At 38.1% G+C, this 18,683-nt stretch carries 16 protein-coding genes; 5 read left to right on the top strand and 11 right to left on the bottom strand.

The genetic code is table 11. From position 1 onward, the window contains the following. The first annotated feature begins 57 nt into the window (after window positions 1-57). Window positions 58-651 carry a Uma2 family endonuclease gene (locus tag P9E47_RS15160; protein WP_003332221.1) on the top strand — a complete coding sequence of 198 codons (594 nt, stop codon included), beginning with the start codon at window positions 58-60 and terminating at the stop codon, window positions 649-651. Between the two features lie 49 nt (window positions 652-700). On the opposite strand, the gene P9E47_RS15155 is transcribed toward P9E47_RS15160, so the two are convergent. From P9E47_RS15155 to P9E47_RS15140, 4 genes are read right to left on the bottom strand one after another with little or no spacing between them, the layout of a single operon-like run. Continuing rightward, window positions 701-1,990: a TIGR02679 family protein gene (locus tag P9E47_RS15155; RefSeq protein WP_326163906.1), complete on the bottom strand. Its 1,290-nt coding sequence runs from the start codon at window positions 1,988-1,990 to the stop codon at window positions 701-703. Then, complete coding sequence (locus P9E47_RS15150; RefSeq protein WP_003332219.1) at window positions 1,983-6,125, bottom strand: TIGR02680 family protein; 4,143 nt, start codon at window positions 6,123-6,125, stop codon at window positions 1,983-1,985. The genes P9E47_RS15155 and P9E47_RS15150 overlap by 8 nt, the downstream gene beginning before the upstream one ends. Further along, window positions 6,118-7,278: a TIGR02678 family protein gene (locus P9E47_RS15145; RefSeq protein WP_003332218.1), complete on the bottom strand. Its 1,161-nt coding sequence runs from the start codon at window positions 7,276-7,278 to the stop codon at window positions 6,118-6,120. The genes P9E47_RS15150 and P9E47_RS15145 overlap by 8 nt, the downstream gene beginning before the upstream one ends. A gap of 5 nt (window positions 7,279-7,283) precedes the next feature. Beyond that, window positions 7,284-8,771: a TIGR02677 family protein gene (locus P9E47_RS15140; protein ID WP_003332217.1), complete on the bottom strand. Its 1,488-nt coding sequence runs from the start codon at window positions 8,769-8,771 to the stop codon at window positions 7,284-7,286. A gap of 203 nt (window positions 8,772-8,974) precedes the next feature. Here P9E47_RS15140 and P9E47_RS15135 point away from each other — a divergent pair, with 203 nt between their 5' ends. From P9E47_RS15135 to P9E47_RS15125, 3 genes are all read left to right on the top strand, one after another. Continuing rightward, window positions 8,975-9,496 carry a DIP1984 family protein gene (locus P9E47_RS15135; RefSeq protein WP_003332215.1) on the top strand — a complete coding sequence of 174 codons (522 nt, stop codon included), beginning with the start codon at window positions 8,975-8,977 and terminating at the stop codon, window positions 9,494-9,496. A gap of 263 nt (window positions 9,497-9,759) precedes the next feature. After that, window positions 9,760-10,197: a GNAT family N-acetyltransferase gene (locus tag P9E47_RS15130; protein WP_003332214.1), complete on the top strand. Its 438-nt coding sequence runs from the start codon at window positions 9,760-9,762 to the stop codon at window positions 10,195-10,197. A gap of 35 nt (window positions 10,198-10,232) precedes the next feature. Continuing rightward, window positions 10,233-10,433: a cysteine-rich CWC family protein gene (locus P9E47_RS15125; RefSeq protein ID WP_003332212.1), complete on the top strand. Its 201-nt coding sequence runs from the start codon at window positions 10,233-10,235 to the stop codon at window positions 10,431-10,433. A 373-nt stretch (window positions 10,434-10,806) separates the two neighbouring features. Here P9E47_RS15125 and P9E47_RS15120 read toward each other — a convergent pair whose 3' ends face one another. From P9E47_RS15120 to P9E47_RS15105, 4 genes are all read right to left on the bottom strand, one after another. Next, on the bottom strand, window positions 10,807-11,982 hold the full coding sequence (locus P9E47_RS15120; protein WP_326163904.1) for an acetyl-CoA C-acetyltransferase: 1,176 nt from the start codon (window positions 11,980-11,982) through the stop codon (window positions 10,807-10,809). Between the two features lie 102 nt (window positions 11,983-12,084). Next, window positions 12,085-13,446 (bottom strand): adenosylmethionine--8-amino-7-oxononanoate transaminase, encoded by a 1,362-nt coding sequence (gene bioA / locus P9E47_RS15115; protein WP_326163903.1) that lies wholly within the window; start codon window positions 13,444-13,446, stop codon window positions 12,085-12,087. Next, complete coding sequence (bioD, locus tag P9E47_RS15110; RefSeq protein WP_003332208.1) at window positions 13,443-14,135, bottom strand: dethiobiotin synthase; 693 nt, start codon at window positions 14,133-14,135, stop codon at window positions 13,443-13,445. The genes bioA and bioD overlap by 4 nt, the downstream gene beginning before the upstream one ends. Before the next feature lie 28 nt (window positions 14,136-14,163). Then, the gene (locus tag P9E47_RS15105; RefSeq protein WP_003332207.1) at window positions 14,164-14,745 is read right to left on the bottom strand and encodes a biotin transporter BioY; all 582 of its coding nucleotides are present in this window, start codon (window positions 14,743-14,745) and stop codon (window positions 14,164-14,166) included. Between the two features lie 203 nt (window positions 14,746-14,948). On the opposite strand from P9E47_RS15105, the gene bioB reads away from it, so the two are divergent. Then, window positions 14,949-15,947: a biotin synthase BioB gene (gene bioB, locus P9E47_RS15100; protein ID WP_326163902.1), complete on the top strand. Its 999-nt coding sequence runs from the start codon at window positions 14,949-14,951 to the stop codon at window positions 15,945-15,947. Window positions 15,948-16,015: 68 nt separating this feature from the next. Here the strand turns inward: bioB and P9E47_RS15095 are convergent, their stop codons facing one another. Genes P9E47_RS15095 through P9E47_RS15085 form a run of 3 tightly spaced genes read right to left on the bottom strand, consistent with a single transcriptional unit; the run spans window position 16,016 to window position 18,584 of the window. Further along, window positions 16,016-16,780, bottom strand: coding sequence for an ABC transporter permease (locus tag P9E47_RS15095; protein ID WP_326163901.1), 765 nt, complete (start codon window positions 16,778-16,780; stop codon window positions 16,016-16,018). Between the two features lie 4 nt (window positions 16,781-16,784). Next, entirely contained in the window at window positions 16,785-17,759 is a 975-nt protein-coding gene (locus P9E47_RS15090) for an ABC transporter substrate-binding protein (protein ID WP_326163900.1), read from the bottom strand. A 54-nt stretch (window positions 17,760-17,813) separates the two neighbouring features. Beyond that, window positions 17,814-18,584, bottom strand: a complete 771-nt coding sequence (locus P9E47_RS15085; RefSeq protein ID WP_326163899.1) for an ABC transporter ATP-binding protein — start codon at window positions 18,582-18,584, stop codon at window positions 17,814-17,816. Window positions 18,585-18,683 lie beyond the last annotated feature (99 nt).

Raw genomic sequence — 18,683 nt, 5'->3', positions numbered from 1 at the left:
ACTTAAAATCATTTATAATGGTAGTAAAAAATAGGTAAGAAAGATGGTGGAGCCAGTTTGAGTACGGAAAAGGAAGATAAGAAAAAATTAGAAATAAAAGAAGGCGGACTAACTTACGATGATTATGCCGCAATTGATGATGGGAATCGGTATGAATTAGCTGCAGGTCAGTTAGAGTTAATGAGTCCGGCACCGACTGTTACCCATCAACTGATTAGCTTTGAAATGCAAACAAAGATTGCTCAAACTTGCAAATTGGATTACATTATTTTAAATGCACCTGTTGATGTCATTCTGTCACCTAAAGAAGTAAGACAGCCAGACATTGTCCTTGTAAACCGAAAACGGCTTGATATTATCAGCAAACGAGGGGTAGAAGGTACTCCCGATTTAGTGGTAGAAATTCTTTCTCCATCGACATTAAAAAGAGATAAAATTGCCAAAAAGAAATCCTATGCCTATTATGGTATTCCAGAATACTGGGTCATTGATCCAAATTCAGCTGTATTGGAACAATATATTTTAGCGGATGATCGGTATGAGCTCATCAACATTTTCCAAGAAAATGAAATGGTTACGTCACCTAATATTTCTTGTATCTCATTTACTATGGCAGAAATAATTGAGGCGATTCCGGATTCTTTAATGTAAATAAGGGCTAGAACAATATAACGACAGGTGACACTAAGCACCTGTCGTTTTAATTTTCTAAAATATCTCGAATGAGCAGTGTTACAAGCCCTTCCTGATAAGCGGCCTTTTTATGGAGTTTTATTAAGTTAACGACCTCCTCCAATTCTGGTAGATTTATTATTTCAATTTTTGAAAGCCTTGAAGTTATATCTTCTTCGGATAAAGCTTGTTCATAACTTTCTTTATCCATTCTCCACAGCGTTACATTGTTTGGATACCTATTTTTAAGTCGTTGTGCCATCGATATGCCTTCTGGATCTAAGTCTCCTGAATAGTGAATGGAGTAACCGGAGCCAGCAAGAAGATCCATCACAACCCAGCTTGCCGTTCTGAATTGACCATGTGTACAAATTATAGGTGCAGATGGTACCTCATCAATGATTGTGGAGCAGACACCTGAATTTTCGACGACCCACACCTTATTTCCATGGACAGGTCGTATTTTATTAACTTTAAGCAATTCTTTTATTGGGACATTTAATACTGTATTTGTTGCCGAAGCCGCTTGCCATACGGGATGGATTCCGTTTTCATCTTCAGCAAGTAAACCACTGCAGGTGACAAAGCTCCAAAGATCGTCTTTCATCAACCCATATTGTGCAAATAATTCATTTACTTCTTCCGACGATTTTGGCATTCCTTGCTCCAACATTCCCATTCCACCATCATTTTGTAGTTGGTCGACGTACATACAATGAATGAGCAATTTCCCGGCTGTTTGATCCCGATCAAAGTAATGAGGATTGCCCGTTGTTCTTTGGGCAAATAACGGTAGCCTTTCAAAGGAATTGTCCTTCGGAAGTTCATGAAAAGCTTGGTAAACATTCCGTAGATATTCCATTAATTGATCGGAATTTTGTTTGTAAAGAGACCAAATCCACCGTGTATCGGGTTGCTTTGATTCAATCCAGCTCCACCACCAATCCCCTTCAGGCAAGGTCGTTTTAAGGACATTAAAAAAATCCCTTGTCTTTTCACGATTAAATTCATGCTCTTCATTTTTTGTAAGAATCGTTTCTTCCAATACCCCTTCCATTAACTGAATAAGCGAATAATCTGCAAAGGGCGTATGGAGAAGGGCCTTTTCAAAATCTAATAATGCAACTTTCCCTTTTTCTAGCAAATCATAAGCTGGCAACCCCATGAATCCAGCAATCGATTCCATTTCTCCCTCTGTAAAAGAACGAATACTAACCGTTCCCCCAACTCTTCCGAGGGAACGGTATTTTTCTTTAAACAATATAAACAGCTTTATAAAACCTGGTTCATTGCGAAAAACTTGAACGTTCTTACTCATTTGTGATGAGCTCCTCAACAAATTCCTCTTGAGCACCATCATCATTCATAGTTTCATCCCATACGAGCGAGCGCTTTTTTCCATCCCATAGATAACGGATTACCGTTACAAAGTCAGCATTTTTCGGGCGGACAAGCTCACAAATTGCTAAACTTGAAATCGTATCATAATCGCCCCATAACGCCTGTGAGTTCATAATATAATTGAAGCCAAGCTGTTCAACAACTTCAAACATATCGCGGATATTATTCTCATCTACCCCAGCAAAGGCTTCATCAAGAGAAATTATATAAGGTGCCATGGCTGCAGCTTCCTTGTACCGTGAATAGGCGGCCGTAAATAACGGAATGTACATCGCCATTGCTTTTTCACCACCGCTAAATTTAAAGAATGCATTATTTGTCAACTCACGCTTTGGCTCATTGACGCGTTTGTACGATAACACAAACGTAAACCATTTGCGGTAATCTAATACTTCCTTCAATACCTGATGCAGCGTCGAGCCTTCATTTCGCAGCTGGATCAGCTCTTTTGCCTTCGTAATCCTCGAGCGGAAATGTTTTGTAATACGGTTTAAATCTTCTTCATTTAAAAATTTACTGTTCCGTTGTAGAAGTTGAACGAGATCTTTCGTATCCAATTCTTGTTCAGATTCAGCGGTTAATGGTTTCCACGAAATTGAAAAAGTCAATCCAGACGAATTGTCACGCGCTTCCATAATCTTATCCATTTCACGTACCCATTTTTCAGCACGCTGGATTCGGTTTCTCAAGATTGATCCGACCGTATTAACGATGATGTCTTCATACAGCTGGCGGTCCTGCTCATCAAGCCAGCCTTTTTGATCGTCCAACTCTTTTTGTAGGGAATGAAGGACATGGTACGGACTTACCCGTTGACCTTTGTATTCCATTTGAATCAAACGTCGGCTCTTGTATTGGTTCCATTCATTGATAAAAGGCTCAAAGTACAAGCCCCAATCTTTCGCAAACCATTCAGGTCGCTCCGCTTCTTCCGGAAATTCAAACATCCTATACTCTGTTAAAAATGCTTGTTCATTAAAGAATGTTTTTGTTAATTGCTCATTTAATTTTGAGCGGTCAAGTTTTGCCGCAATTCCTTCCAGCTGTGATACCAAATTCACGGGGTCTGAAAGATCGCCATCTAACTTAATAAAACCACGCATGATTTCCGTCTTTACAAGGTTCTCCCATTCTATGGCCATGTTAGACCAAAACTCAAAGCCTGTTTTCGCAGTTTCTAAGTCTTTCAAGCAAATATCTCGCTCTGTTTCTTTTCTAGGGAGTGATTGAAGGATTTGATTCATCTCCTTATCCGCTTCCGTAAGTAAATGCTGCACTTCCTGGATGCGGCTCCTAATATCATCAATCCCTTTTAATTGTAATTGTTGTTCAATCGATGTAATCTCTGCTTTTTCTTTATTTGATTGTCCTTCCTTACTATTTTGCTCGCCCTTGATTTCATCCATTTCTTCTTCCAGTTCAATCAGTCTATTTATTAAATCTTGAATTCTTTTACGCCCAAATAAACATTTTTCATAGATTCGATTGAGTTTATGAACATGCTCCCGGTAATGGATTGCCGCTTCAATAGCTTCAGTTATCACTTCTTTTGTTAACGACAGATTGAGTTGACCTTTTTGTTGATGCAACTGCAACTTGATTTTTTCCAATCTTTGATGGACAATTTTCCATTGATCGTCTAGTTTTTGCAACGATTCTTTCAACTGCTCTAATTGACGATAATCTTTTTCAATTTGAATATTTATGTCATTTAGATCCACATCTGTTGGGATCGTCTGTTTCCATTCTTCCGCATCATTAAGTGCTTGATCGAATGCTCGCCACTCACTAGTTAATTGTTCCAATTGGTATTCCAATTCCTCAATTTGCTGTTCCCATTCCTTTACTTTTTCCAGCTGATATCGTTTCCTCGAGGAACGACCAATGAACCTGGATGGACCTTCGTGCGGAGCATGTCCTACCATACAGCCAATCGAATAGGTACCATCCACATCAATATGAAATCCGCCGTCTTGCGGTTCCAACGATATACTTCGTAATACTTCATCTACTACCTTTTTTGAAATTGGACTATCGTCATCCAAGTCTGGTCGTAAATAATCAGCTAATGTATACCCCAGGACAACTGGTTCCGTACGAATTATCCGATCATGGACAGGTGATAACGATTGTTCTGTTATTAGACTATCTAATAAGCCTGTTTGTTTTAATGCTGCTTCAATTCGCTCTTTTTGCTCTTCTGTTACATGGTCTTGAAACTCAACAGCGGCATAAAACGGAAGGTACGCTTGCCCTTCTTCAGCAAGCTTTAGACGGGATTCATCAGTGTCTTTTGCTCGATCGGGATTAGGCATTTTTAAAGATTTCCAATGTTGTAGTTCAGCTTTAGCCTCTTCAATTTCTTTTGCTTTAGCCTGGATCGTATTTTCCGTTAATTTCATATCCGTTTTCAGTTGGGTAATATAATCATTTAAAACATGGAACAGTTTTTCACGGACAAGGTCGTAGCGATTTTCTTCGTATAAGCCTTCGATGGCACGAGAGATTTCCTGTATCTGTTCCGCTGAAAAGACAAGTTTTGGATGTTGTTCAATCCAGGTGAACACGAGATGTTCCAGCTTTTGTTTCACTTCAGTAAACCATTCTTCAAGGTGGTCAAGATTTTTCCGGACTTCATCAATCTCTTTCTTTTTCTCAGAAGATTGACGTTCTAATCTACTATATTCCTCAAGTAATCTTGACTGTTCATCGACTAATTGTTGCAATGCCGTTAATAATCGTTCATGGTCTCCTATTTCCTTAATCCAAACCGAGAAATCAAATTCAGCCTGTTGATGGCGTTCAAAATCTTCCGCATTGACTGAATGCTGTTGAAAGGCTGATTCCTCGGCATCCAATCTCAACTCTTCAAGAATTTCAGTCATTTCTTTTTGTTGTACGCCCAGTTCATCTTCCGTTTTATCTTTATCATCCCTTGTCTTGCGATACTGTTCATTTTTGTTATTCCATCTATCATCTAAAAGTTTGATTTCTTGACTTAACTGGTCAACTAGCTCTCTTTTCTTTGTGATCTCTTTTTCAAGCTTCCAAACTTCATGGTTTTGCAGCCGCTCTTTTTCAGCTTCTGCGACTTCCTTCTGTATTGTGAAGCGGTTTTTGTCTGCTTTAAGTTGTTCTATCTCTGCCTGATACTGTTCATCCAAAGCATGAAGCCGCTCTACTTCCTTGCCGGCATCTTCCTTCCGCTTCTTTGCATTCAGCCATAAACCGGAACGTTCCGCCAAGATGTATTGATTATATAGATCATACTGTTTTACTAGACGACTGCTGGACTCGAATTCCCGTTCTAGTTGCTCTAGCTGCTGCTCTGTTTGATCCATATTTTCAATTGTATCTGATAAATGGCGGAGTTCATCATCTGTAAGTGGCGGAAGGGCGGATTCTAAAATCTCATAAATAACGGTCGGTTTAAAATCCTTTGACAGCTTCGGACTTCTTAGCTGGATTAATAGTTTAATTAAGTCCTCATAGGCTTCTAATGATTGGAACCCAAAAATATATTTGTTCACTAGCTCCATATACTCGCGCTGTGAATGGACTACATATCCGCCTTGACCAATGCGGTTTTCTAGTTCTTTTGCCGAAAAAGGAACGCGGTCTCCAAGCTGATTATGTGCAAGTTCTAAGTCGTAACCAATTCTGCGATTATCTGTTATCACAAAATACCATGACTTAATGCCTTTATTGCGTTTCGCTTGCATCCCGATTCCTGTTGTAATGTACCTTTCAACGTCCACCATTTTATACTCCAAAAAGAGATAGCCGGTGCGCTCATCGCGGTCAACGACTTCTTTTTCCCCAAGTAAATAGTCCTCCATTCGCCGTGCCTTTGAACCAAACGGGTCGAGGCGATCCGGAGATTTTTTTCCATCCAATAATACAGGTAAAATGCTTTGCATCGTTACCGATTTTCCGGACCCATTCGTGCCTCGAAGCAAAAGCTTTCCCTCCGTAAATTGAAAAATCTCATCATCGTAATACCAAAAATTTAATAGACCCGCCCTGTGCATAATCCATTTAGATTCAGTCATCAATCTTCTCTCCTCCTTCAAAATCAACAGGATACTTCCCTGTTATGATCCCAACCAGTGGTCGAATCCGAATAAAGGAAGAGTCCTCCTCAACCATCATCCACTCGTTCATCGCACTTATGAGTTCACTGCAAATCGCATTTGTGCTCATATCCCGAAAATACTTCGCCCATCCTATACCAAATCGGTTCCGTACATCATCAATGATTTGTTCAAATTCCCCAATCGTCAGCAATAATTCCCCATTTTCGTTAGGCTGAAAACGTTGTAGATTTCTATGAAAATAACTAGATAACTGCAAAATTAGATCCGTTGATGCCTTTGTATTTGGAAAAAGCTGATGATATTGTCTCGCTTCTGAAATTGATAAAAAAGCAGTATTTTTAAAGACATGCAGCTTATAGTCACTATGCTTTTCAATATCTTCTGCTAAGCGGTTTCTGAAATTCCGAATATATAGAAAATCTTGATCTTGTTGGTCCTGACGCTGCAGGCCTGGTGAGAAAAATAGTTTACGGTATACTCGCTTCCTCCGTTCATCCTCCTGATTAAGCTTCCAATCATCATGCAGCAGCTCTTCCCAATGTTCATAATTAGAAAAATCATCCGGATAGGTTCTCATAAAATAACGGCTGTACACAGTCGCTTCGTATAATACTTCTTGTTCTTCATTGTGGTCAAAACGGCTGATATCGCCATCAATCGTGCGAATGAGTTGAAAATCTAGCAAAACTTTGACAGCCCTAATCAATGATTTGCGGTGGATGTACACCGTCCAATCTAACGGAAACTCACTTGGATAATCGGCTTGGATATCTTGACATAACTCAGATAGAAGAAATTGTTCATCCACTTCTTTTCCTTCCAAAAAAGAAAGAGCACAGCAAAAAATCGCATAATCCATCTGTTCTTGAAAGTCTTGAATCCCCATCCAACTTTCAGGTTCTACTGGAATTTTTTCCAATTTAATAAAATGCTGATGGATGATTAAGCGTAAGCCAAACTTCTCACTAATATAGCGGCGCAGTACTTTTTCGCGTTCACGAATTAATTGATACCATTCGGGCTGGTCTGCCCGCAAAATCCAATAATAGTGGAACAATAGGTCCATTCCCTGAATTGCTTTTTCATCAAAAAGTTGCGTTTGTTCCATTTTCGTCACCTTATTTCTTCAAATACTATGGTTGCATTCGGCATTGTGAGATCGCCATCCTCTGCTTTTAACGTTATCATTTGATCTTGTTTAAGTTTGACTTTTACATGGAACCCATAATCTGTCTTCACGATGCGATCTTTACTTGCCATTGATTTCCCAATCCAGCCTAAGAGCACTTTACGCACGAATGGCTCAACTGTTGATAATGAAGACAGTTCAATGGTACCTTGTGTCACATATTTTTCGATTATTCTTTTCTCTTGGCCGCGTTCTTCTAAGTACTTCTTACGTTGTTCTCTTTTCTTTTCGTCATTGGCCTGAAACGATCCCGGCTTTGTTTTTTCCCGATAACGTGTCGTTCGCGGTTTAATCGTTAGCTCTGTTGGAGTTTCATCCCATGGATCTACGTGAAGATTTTCCGTAGTCCCTTCCTCAAGCTGAAGATGCTTGATTGTCATCGAGCCAAATACTACAGCAGATAACTTGTGGGCTTCGCTCAAGTTCTTGCTCTCCCCAAACCATTTCGCCAGTTGCAAATAATCCTTTTTACGGCTACGGAAATGCTGCTGCCTTTCGCCAATTCGTTGCACATACCTTGTCATTCTGCGAATCATTTCATTTGTTTGCCACTGCAGGACATCGAGCTCACTTTGATGATGTATCGAACCTAAAAACCACTGTCTTAGAGAATCCCAATATTCTGTATACTCAAGCAACCAATCTTCTTTTGAAGTCGATACATCTTCGAGACGCGGAATTGACATGCGATGATCAATTAGTTTTTGAAAATAGGGTTGCATTTTTTCAGTTGCTAATTCCGTTAAAAGTTGCTGGATTTGTAATGAAGTTTTTTGTAAAGACACAATAAAATCCCGCAAATACGTTGTAAACTGGTTTTTATAGACTAGAAAAGCTTCCGTTTGCATCCGTTGGTCCGTCTGTTCGCTATTAATATAAGCAATATAGTCAGCCGTACTTGTACGAATCGATTGAAAATAACGAAAGACATCCTCCCATATCCGCATGTACTCTTCCGCCGGCTTTTTCAGTTCATGCTCAATTTCGGTTTGCAAGGAAGTTAATGCTTGAAGAAGACGGTCAAATTGTGAACGCTCTAAAGAGCCTTGAAAAGTATCACCGATTTTTTCTAATTGGACTAGCATTCTTTCAATTTCAACAGTGTACGGTGTGCATTGATAGCGGAATCTTTTCTTTTTATATTCTTCAATCGTTTTCGCGTTGGTCATATCCTGACGTGCTATTAAATTGTTCCACTTCACTAACTGCGCTAACTGCTGATGAAGCTGTTCCTCCTGATAATCTAAAAATACCGGAATGGAACGTAAATAATCTAGTAATTCTTCTGGAGAAATATAATCTCTCATCCGTTCATGTTGGTGATAAAAATATCTTAAAATTGTCCGATAATGGGCCGCACTATCGGCTGTTAAATAACTAGCCTCGATAATTTTCTTCATCGTTACATCCAAAATTCATCATCCTTCGATAATTTCTACTATTTATAATTGTAAATGAAAGAGTTAGCGATTTAAATCGTTAAATAATAGTAAGAACGAATTAATGCTACTATTTATCTCCAAAATTACACTATATTAAACTTCAATTTGGATGTTTGTGGAAATTGTGTTATTATAAATAATATGTTTTATTGTTTTATGAAAGGACTGTTTCTATGAAAATTACACTAGCACAAGCTATAAATCTACTTTCAAGTCTCCACAAAAAAGTAAGTGACCTTCATGTTGAACTTATCAACATCCATGTCATTGAAGTACCAAAAGGTGAAACATATACACCATTTGAACGGACAGTTAAGGTTGTTTTACAAGAGTTTACAGACATTCAGCAGGATTTATTGGAATTAAAAGAAAGCATTCAACAGGCTAATTTACATAATCAAGTAGAATGGGATGGCAGTTCGATTTCGATGACAAGGGCAATTGAAACGGCAAAGCAGCTTCGTGAACGTTTGGATCTCCTTAAAATGATGGCTACAACCCAAAAACGTGAATACAATGTTCATCACCGCTCAGGCGCTATCATGGAACGAATCGCTTTATTCGATCCTGCGGCATATAAAAAGCAAGCTGAAAAACTATCAAGACAGGTGGAATTACTTTCTAGCCGGATTGATAAAGTGAATTATACGGTTGAAATCGAAGTCCCACTTGCAGCTAAATATTTAGAGGCATAAGTAGCTTTGAGGGCATCTATGGGATGCCTTCATGGGTGCTTATGCACCAAATGAGTTGGGAAGTGTTAGCGCCCCTTATCTTTGTGGGTAACAAAGTATTCAATTTTCCTTTAGGCCAAATGGTGTAGCAAACGGATCTCGCTTCACGCCTTACGCCCTTACGCTTAACGTTTAACGAACGGAACTCCTTGATTAGTTAAAAATTAAGCTACGTTCCCAAACTCATTTATCCGGTTCTATGGAAAAATTAAAGGAGCCACCATATGGATACCCTAATGATAAAAGAACTACAAACCCAAGAAGAAATTCTTCAGGCCTTTCCAGTAATGAAGCAGCTTCGAACTCATTTAAATGAGGCGACTTATCTTACCTTAGTTAACGAAGCGCAGGAAAAAGAAGATTATCGTATGTTTGCCCTATATGATAATGGAGAAATCGTTGCCGTTGTCGGTTTTCAACCAATGATCACGCTGTATTATGGTAAATACATCTGGATTTGCGATTTAGTTACTGACTCAACTACGCGCTCCAAGGGCTATGGAGAAAAACTCCTGTCGCATGTCCACGAATGGGCAAAAGCCAATCATTATGAAGCAGTTGCATTGTCATCTGGCCTACAACGAACAGACGCCCACCGCTTTTACGAAGAAAAAATGAATTACGATAAAGTTAGTTTTGTATTTAAAAAGTCTCTGAAATAATTAAATTACTATTCTATTGGGAGGTGTATAAATAAATGGAGATCAATCCAAAAAAGTGTCCGATTTGTGGGCAAGACAATCAATGTGGGAATGAATTAAGAGAGTCAACATGTTGGTGCAGTACAGAGGCATTTCCTCAGGAAATCTTTGACCTGATACCAGAGGAAAAACTCCGCAAAGCATGTATTTGTAAAGATTGTTTGGAAAAATTCGCAAAACAAATAAGTATACAATAATGGAAGCAGGCGAGCATCATTTACTTCCCTGCTTTCTTTACTTCAATCCCGACCAACCTCCAGTTGTTGCTTAATCACCAAGTTTCTTCTTCGTATCATTAGCTGATAAATGAACACAGCACTAACCCCACACAGGGGCAAACTTTAAATATGGGATTCAAATTTCTCCTAGGCGGTATTGATGGAGCGATTCTTTATAATGGAGTAAAGCAATTGGTTAATGAATTTAGGGAGTTTGTGAAGTAAATTGAAGTTATGACGAAAAAGGCACTAATTTGCAGATACTAACTTAACTGCTCATTGTGCCTTTTATGGCCTGTTGCTATAGGCTAAATTGCATACAAAATTTGATATAATTCTATTTTTGTGCTATTTACAATGCTTCCCAAATTGCTGCAATGCCTTGGCCCCCGCCAATACAAACAGCTGAAGCACCATATTTCTTATTTCTTCTTCTTAATTCATAAACAAGTGCTGTTGTAATTCTGGTACCACTTGCCGCAAGTGGATGACCAATCGCAACCGCACCACCATTTACGTTGCCTTTTTCAAGATCAAACCCTAATTCTTTTTGACATGCTAAATATTGTGCGGAGAATGCCTCGTTAATTTCAATTAAATCAAGGTCTGCCACAGTTAGATTTGCTTTTTTCAATGCTCCTTGAATAGCTTGTACAGGTCCAATTCCCATGTACTTTGGTTCAACACCAACTACTTCCCAAGACACTAAACGGGCAATCGGTTTTAATCCTCTTTTTTCAGCATAATCACTTGATGCAAGAACAACAGCAGCTCCACCATCAACCATGCCACTTGCATTACCAGGTGTCACAACACCACCTTCACGGAAACGCGGTTTTAGCTTTGCTAACTGCTCTAGGCTTGTATTTCGAATATGTTCATCGTGTTCAATTACGATATCACCTTTTCTACCCTTGACCGTTACTGGAACAATCTCTTCTTGTAAATAACCCTTTTCTCTAGCTTGAATCGCGCGTTCATGACTTGAAAGTGCGTGTTGATCAATTTCTTCTCTTGTTAAACCGTATTTTTCAGCCAAGTTTTCAGCTGTATCTGCCATTGTACAGTCTCCGTAAGTATCATAAAGACCATCAAACACCCAATCCTCTACAACTAAGGAACCTAGTGGCTTCCCCCACCTCATACCAGGAATGACATGTGGCACCTGGCTCATGTTTTCTGCCCCACCAGCAAGTGCAACATTAGCTTCTCCTGTTAAAATATATCTTGCCGAAGTTAAAATGGATTCAAGTCCTGAACCACAAAGGCGATTGATTGTTAATGCAGGAACGTTAATTGGAGTACCTGCTTTTAAACCTACATGTCTTGCTAATAAATGTGCATCCTTACTTGACTGCTGTACATTTCCAAACACTACTTGATCAATTTCTTCTGGAGTAATATTCGCCTTTTTGATAGCCTCCCTTGCTGCTATTGCCCCTAAATCAGTTGCCTTAATCTCGCGAAATGAACCGGAAATCTCCGTAAATGGTGTTCTTGATCCTTCTAATAAAACGATCTCTTTCAATTTATCCACCTCATTTTAATAATTTTCTGTAAATTCATTATAACCCGGCGGATTTGTTGATTTAAACCTACATAATGCAGGAAAATAGCTTTTGTTTTTCAACTATCTTGTACAAAAAAACTCCTGTATGGCCTTATTTGTTTTTTCAATCATCGTTTTTATTTCTTCTTTTGTTATCACATATGGCGGCATAAAATAAAGGACGTTGCCTAATGGCCTTAAGAGCAGTCCATTTTCTAATGCAATTTGATAAATTTTATAGCCGATTCTCTCTTCACTTGGGAAAGGTTCCTTTGTCTCTTTGTCTTTCACTAATTCGATTGCGCCAACCATCCCCGTTTGTCTGTATTCACCTACATACGCCTGATGATTGAATACTCCAGTAGCTAACTTATCCATATATGTACTTTTCCCTCGGATCTGCTCGATGTAATCATCTTCTTCAAAAATTTGCAGGACCTCTAAGGCCACTCGACAAGCTAGCGGATTGCCAGTGTAACTATGTGAATGCAAAAATGCTTTCATAGTATGATAGTCATCATAGAAGGCCTGATATACATCATCCGTGGTTAATACAACGGATAATGGTAGATATCCCCCCGTTAATCCTTTTGATAAACACATAAAGTCAGGGGTAATGCCAGCTTGTTCACAGGCAAACATCGTCCCTGTTCTGCCAAACCCCACTGCTATTTCATCCGCAATAAGATGTACATCATATTGCAAACATAGCTCCTTTAATTTCTTTAGATAAGAAGGCGGATACATTTTCATCCCTGCCGCCGCTTGTATTAAAGGTTCTATTATAATTGCAGTTATTTCTTCATGATATAATTCTAATTTTTCCTCAATAAATGATAAACATGGTGCACTGCAGTGATCTGGTCTATCGTTAAACGGACATCTAAAACAATCCGGCCCTTGTGCTCGTTCCGTATCTAGTAAAAGCGGTCGAAAAACATCATTATACAGACCCACACCTCCAACAGAAAGAGCTCCAAGGGTTTCACCATGATAAGCGTCTGTTAAAGCCAGGAAGCGTTTTTTCTTCCGCTTATCTTTTTGCATATGATATTGAAAGCTCATTTTTAAGGCTACCTCTATTGCGGATGAACCGTTATCAGCAAAGAATACTTTCTTTAAACCATCCGGAGTGATTTTTACAAGTTTTTCGGCAAGAAAAATGGCTGGTTCATTTGTAAAGTTAGCAAATATCGCATGTTCTAATTGAAATGCTTGGTTGACTAAGGCAGTACTAATTCGTTCGTTACAATGTCCAAATAAATTTACCCACCAAGAAGAAACAGCGTCTATATATTGCTTTCCATTTTCATCATACAAATAAATCCCTTTCCCGCTTTTGATCACAATGGGCGGGAAATCTTCATAATCCTTCATCTGCGAACAGGGATGCCAAACATGCTGTAAGTCTCGTTTTTGTAGGTTTGAAATCGTAGAAATCATAGGCTCATCAACCTTTCAAAAAATTTGTCAGTTTCAATCTGAATATCTTTTAAATCGGACAGATTTTTTAATTTTGGAATGATAAGATAAGGTAAGTTTGCGAAGTTCTGAATTGTAGCTATATTATTCATTTCAAGATTAGTTCCTTCAAACCCATTGAAAACAATTCCTACAATTGGAATATCTTGCATTTTAAGGGCCTCCAGCGAAAGTAAAGTATGGTTGATTGTCCCTACTTTTGTTCGAGTAACCAAAACCACCGGCAACTGTGATTGCTTAATCAGATGAAGAAAATAATAGTCTCGTTGCTCCTCTAATGGTACGTATAATCCACCAGCTCCTTCACAAATCAGAAAGTCATACATTGTTTTTAATTTTTTAATGTGTTCTAATATGACTTCTCCTTTTATTTCTGAATCTTCCAGCATCGCCGCATAATGAGGGGATGCTGACTCTTTAAAAGAATAACTATTTAAATGTCTTTCTATTAAATTCGCTTCACTCAAAGATTGATAGAATGTTGTATCCCCATAATAGGACTTGTTATTTTCTGTTATAATCCCAGTTTGAACAGGCTTATAGGGTATGACATTTTTCCCCTTCATCTGAAAACATCGCATAAAGTATACTGTTACTAGCGTTTTCCCCACATCTGTATCGGTTCCCACTATCCAAAAATGTTGTGCCATATAATCCCTTCTTTTTTCCTAGAATCTCTTACACATCAATTGTAGGTGTATAAGTTCTTTTTAAAGCTGTGCGTACTTTTGGCAAGACAACTAGTGATACAGTTGTAACGACTATATCCAATGGTAAATAGACTACCATCCATCCCCATGCCATCGTATAACTAAACCCATCAGGTGCAGCTGCCCACATTTTGAAAGCTAAATACATCATATTGGTTCCAATAATGTAATTACAAAAAACACTTAGAAAACCCGCTCCGATATAGTTTTTTTTAGTAACTGATTTTTGGTCTGCAATTAGTTTTCCAGTTACATAAGCGACAAAAATAAATGAGATAATAAATCCAAATGTTGGACTAAGTAATTGTGCAGGTCCTCCTTTAAACTGCGCAAATACAGGTACACCAACTAATCCAACAAGCATATAAGTTAGCATCGCAAGTGTACCTAATCGACTTCCTAAGATCCCCCCGGCCAAAATGGCAAACATAAGCTGTAATGTAATTGGTACTCCACCTATTGTTAGAAAAGGCGAAACATTTGCTCCGACTGCCATTAAGGCTGTAAATAATCCACATAATACAATATTTCTTGTCTTAGAATTTACCATAATTCCTCTCCTTTTTGTTAACCTAAATTAATTTTAGGTTAACATTAAATTCAAGAATATTCTCGCATATGTAAAACCGATTGTAAAGTAATCATTTAAAAATACACCCCCAATATTATTAAATCTTTCAAATCTTCTAATTTACAAAATGTTAACTTTAAATTACAATTAGTTGACACAAATAAAAAAGAGGAGGATTTTACATGGATTGGACTCAATTAGCTGAACGTGTTATTAAAGGAGAAGAAATCACGGATCAGGAGGCATTGTCAATACTAGAATGCCCAGATGAGGACTTATTGCAGTTGCTTCATGGAGCATTTCAAGTTCGTAAGCATTTCTATGGAACAAAGGTAAAATTGAATATGATCATGAATGCAAAGTCAGGTAACTGCTCTGAAAATTGTGGGTATTGCTCACAATCATCCGTTTCCGATGCACCAATTGAAAAATACTATATGTTAGATAGGGAATCATTGTTAAAGGGGGCAGACCAAGCTAATAAATTAAATGTGGGTACATACTGCATTGTTGCAAGTGGTCGGGGGCCAAGTGACCGAGAGGTAGACACTGTCGTCGAAACGGTTAAAGAAATTAAAGAGAATTACAATCTAAAAGTTTGTGCGTGCCTTGGTATTTTGAAGCCGGAACAAGCTAAAAGATTGAAGGATGCTGGAGTTGACAGATATAATCACAACCTCAACACATCAAGAGAACACCATGAAGCCATCACTACTTCGCATACTTTTGATGATCGAGTTAATACCGTCAATATGATCAAAGAAGCGGGGATTTCACCATGCTCAGGTGTTATCGTGGGAATGCGAGAAACAAAAAATGATGTAATCAGTATGGCACGAAATGCAAAGGCGATTGGTGCTGATTCAATTCCGGTAAACTTTCTTCATGCCATTGATGGAACTCCGTTGGAAAGAACTAAGGATTTGAATCCTAGATATTGTTTAAAAGTATTAGCATTGTTTAGATTCATTAATCCCGATAAAGAAATCCGGATTTCTGGTGGCAGGGAAGTAAATTTACGAAGCTTGCAGCCTCTAGGATTATATGCAGCAAATTCTATTTTTGTTGGAGATTATTTAACTACACAGGGGGCTGAAAGTACAGCTGACCATCAAATGTTAGTTGATTTAGGATTTGAGATTGATATAGTGCAAGAGCTGGTTGAAGCTGGTTTAGAATAATTTTTCAGGCAAAAAAGCAAGGAAGCCAACCAGTTCCTTGCTTTCACTCTTTTTAGGTTCCAGTTCTCCTAATTATTAGCTCTCCCCCAGATTTGGTTAATCCAGCTTTCAAAAAGCCCGACAATTTTATCAAGGAGTAAACCAACGATTCCGATTAATAAAATTCCGGTCATCACTAAATCAAGTCTCATTGAATTTCTTGCATCCACAATTAAATATCCGAGACCTGACTGAGCTCCAACCATTTCACCGGCAACAAGGAAAATCCAAGCTGTTCCTACTGCAATATGGAGACCATTTGCTATATAAGGAAATGTAGCCGGAAAAATTACCTTGCGTAATAATTCAAGTTTCTTAACGCCAAAATTTTGAGAGACCTTCAAGTAAGTTTGATCAACCTTTTTCACACCGCTCACTGTTGATAATAACACAGGAAAGAAGGCAGCAATAAAAATTATTACAATAGCTGGTATATCCCCAATACCAAACCATAGGACAATAAAAGGTGACCACGCAATTGGAGAAATTGGACGCAAAACTTGAGCAATTGGGTCAATAACGCCCCATAATATCGGAATTCTTCCAAGAATAAGCCCTAAAATAACAGCAGTTAAAACAGCCGAAATGTACCCCACCAAAAATCGCATGATGCTAACTTGAATATTCGTAAACATTGTCCCATCCTGGATAAGTGACACCAATCCATCCCACACGTGTAATGGTGACGGAAAAAGAGCTGAATCGTACTGTCCAATAATAATAATCATTTGCCAAATAATTATTAAAATACTAAAACCGATGAATGCATTAATAATAGTTTTAAGCTTTATCATTTTTTCACTTCGCTTTATCGATTAAAGAATTATCAACAAAGTCTGCAAACGTGGGTGGATTTTCCTGTAACCCCATCTCGACAAGACTATTTGTTAATTCTTTATAATCCTCTTCTTGAATTTTTAAATTATCATATTTAATCCATTTAAAGGACAAATCCATAACATCTTTTTCTACTTTCATATATTTTAATGACATTTCCTGAGTACTTTGATCTTTGTGTTCCGCAGTATATCCAGCTTCTACATAATAATCAACAAATTCCTGGGCAATGGCATTTTCATTGTTTATAAAATCACCACGAAGCACTAATGCACAATCAATCGAATTCTTCCAAACCTGATTATCTTGGACTAAAACTTTTCCTTTGTTAATGGCTACTGACACAGCACCGAATGGTTCAGCGACAACATATCCATCAATTCTTCCCTCAGATAGGGCTGCTGGCATTTCAGCTGGAGGAAGTTCAATCGGATTGATCTCCTCATACTTTAGACCATTTTGTTTTAACATTTGGTAAAGCAATATATTATGAGTTGAGAATTTATGAGGAATTGCGAAATTTTTCCCTTTTAAGTCTTGCACACTAGTAATATTGTTTGCTGTAATAAGTACATTTCCATCTCGATGCCCAAGGGCAACGGCTTTCAAATCAATTCCTTGTTCTTTGGCCTTCATTGCCAAAGTCACAAGCATCGAGGCCCCATCAATACGACCAGTGTTTAGAGCATCAACTAATTCCGTCCAAGAGCCAAATTTGATAAGCTCAAGATCAAAATTTTGATATTTTGCTTGTTCTTTTTCAATATACAATGGCACAGCATGTGTGATAGGCAGGTAGCCAATTTTTATTGTTCGTTTTTCGTTCGTTTTATTTCCTGAAGATTGTTCACTTCCTTCTGCCCCACAAGCAACAAGGGAAGTGATAAGTACCCCGACAAGTAGAAGCAGTTTGATAGATTTTAAGAGTTTATTCATTGGTAATCTCCTCTTCTATTAATCTCTATTAAATGATTTATAATAATTTAATAATTAGATATTAAATTCAAGCAGTGGCTCCGGTCGACCGAAATGGAATTCATTGAAAATAATATTACGATAATGCTGAAAATCACTATTGCTGCGGTCACGCGGCTTTGATAGTGAAATTTTAATTTCTTTATGTATGCACCCTGGGTTAGGATGCATAACAAAAATACGATCAGACAAGTATACTGCTTCATCAATATCATGTGTGACAAGGATCATCGTCGTTTTTTCACGAGACTGGATACGTAGAAGTTCATTTTGCAGATAATAACGATTAAAAGTATCTAGTGCAGCAAACGGTTCATCTAGCAATATTAATTCAGGCTGCACTGCTAACGCTCTAGCAATCCCAACTCTTTGCTGCATTCCCCCGGATAGTTCATGTGGAAACAGCCCTTCTTTCCCTTTTAACCCTACTAAATCAAGATAATGCAGTGCCTTTTCAATTCGTTCTGAAGATGTTAGTTTTGAACCTTCTAGGCCAAACTCAATATTTTTCAGTACTGAACGCCAAGGAAGTAAACCATAGTTCTGAAATAGCATAATACATTTCCGATTGGGTTGCGTCACTAATTCTCCATCAAGAAAAACCTGACCATTGCTTGTTTTTTCAAAACCACCAATGATATTTAATAAGGTACTTTTGCCACAACCACTTTCACCTAAAATTGAAATAATTTCGCCTTTTTGAACATTCAGAGAGATATTTTCTAATACTTTGTTTTCCTGCTTATTTTTTTGAAAACTTTTGTCAACATTTTGTATACTAATCATTAGTGGCTGCTGCAATTCCAACCTATTTGTTTTCAATCAATGTCTATGACGCTAAATCTTAATAATTTCGCCAATATCTTTGTCAGTCATGGAAGTAAT

Origin of the sequence: Schinkia azotoformans (assembly GCF_035811335.1) — a bacterium.
GTDB lineage: Bacteria > Bacillota > Bacilli > Bacillales > Bacillaceae_J > Schinkia > Schinkia azotoformans.
The sequence above is the reverse complement of the archived record's forward strand: the minus strand, read 5'-3'. Positions and strand labels throughout refer to the sequence as shown.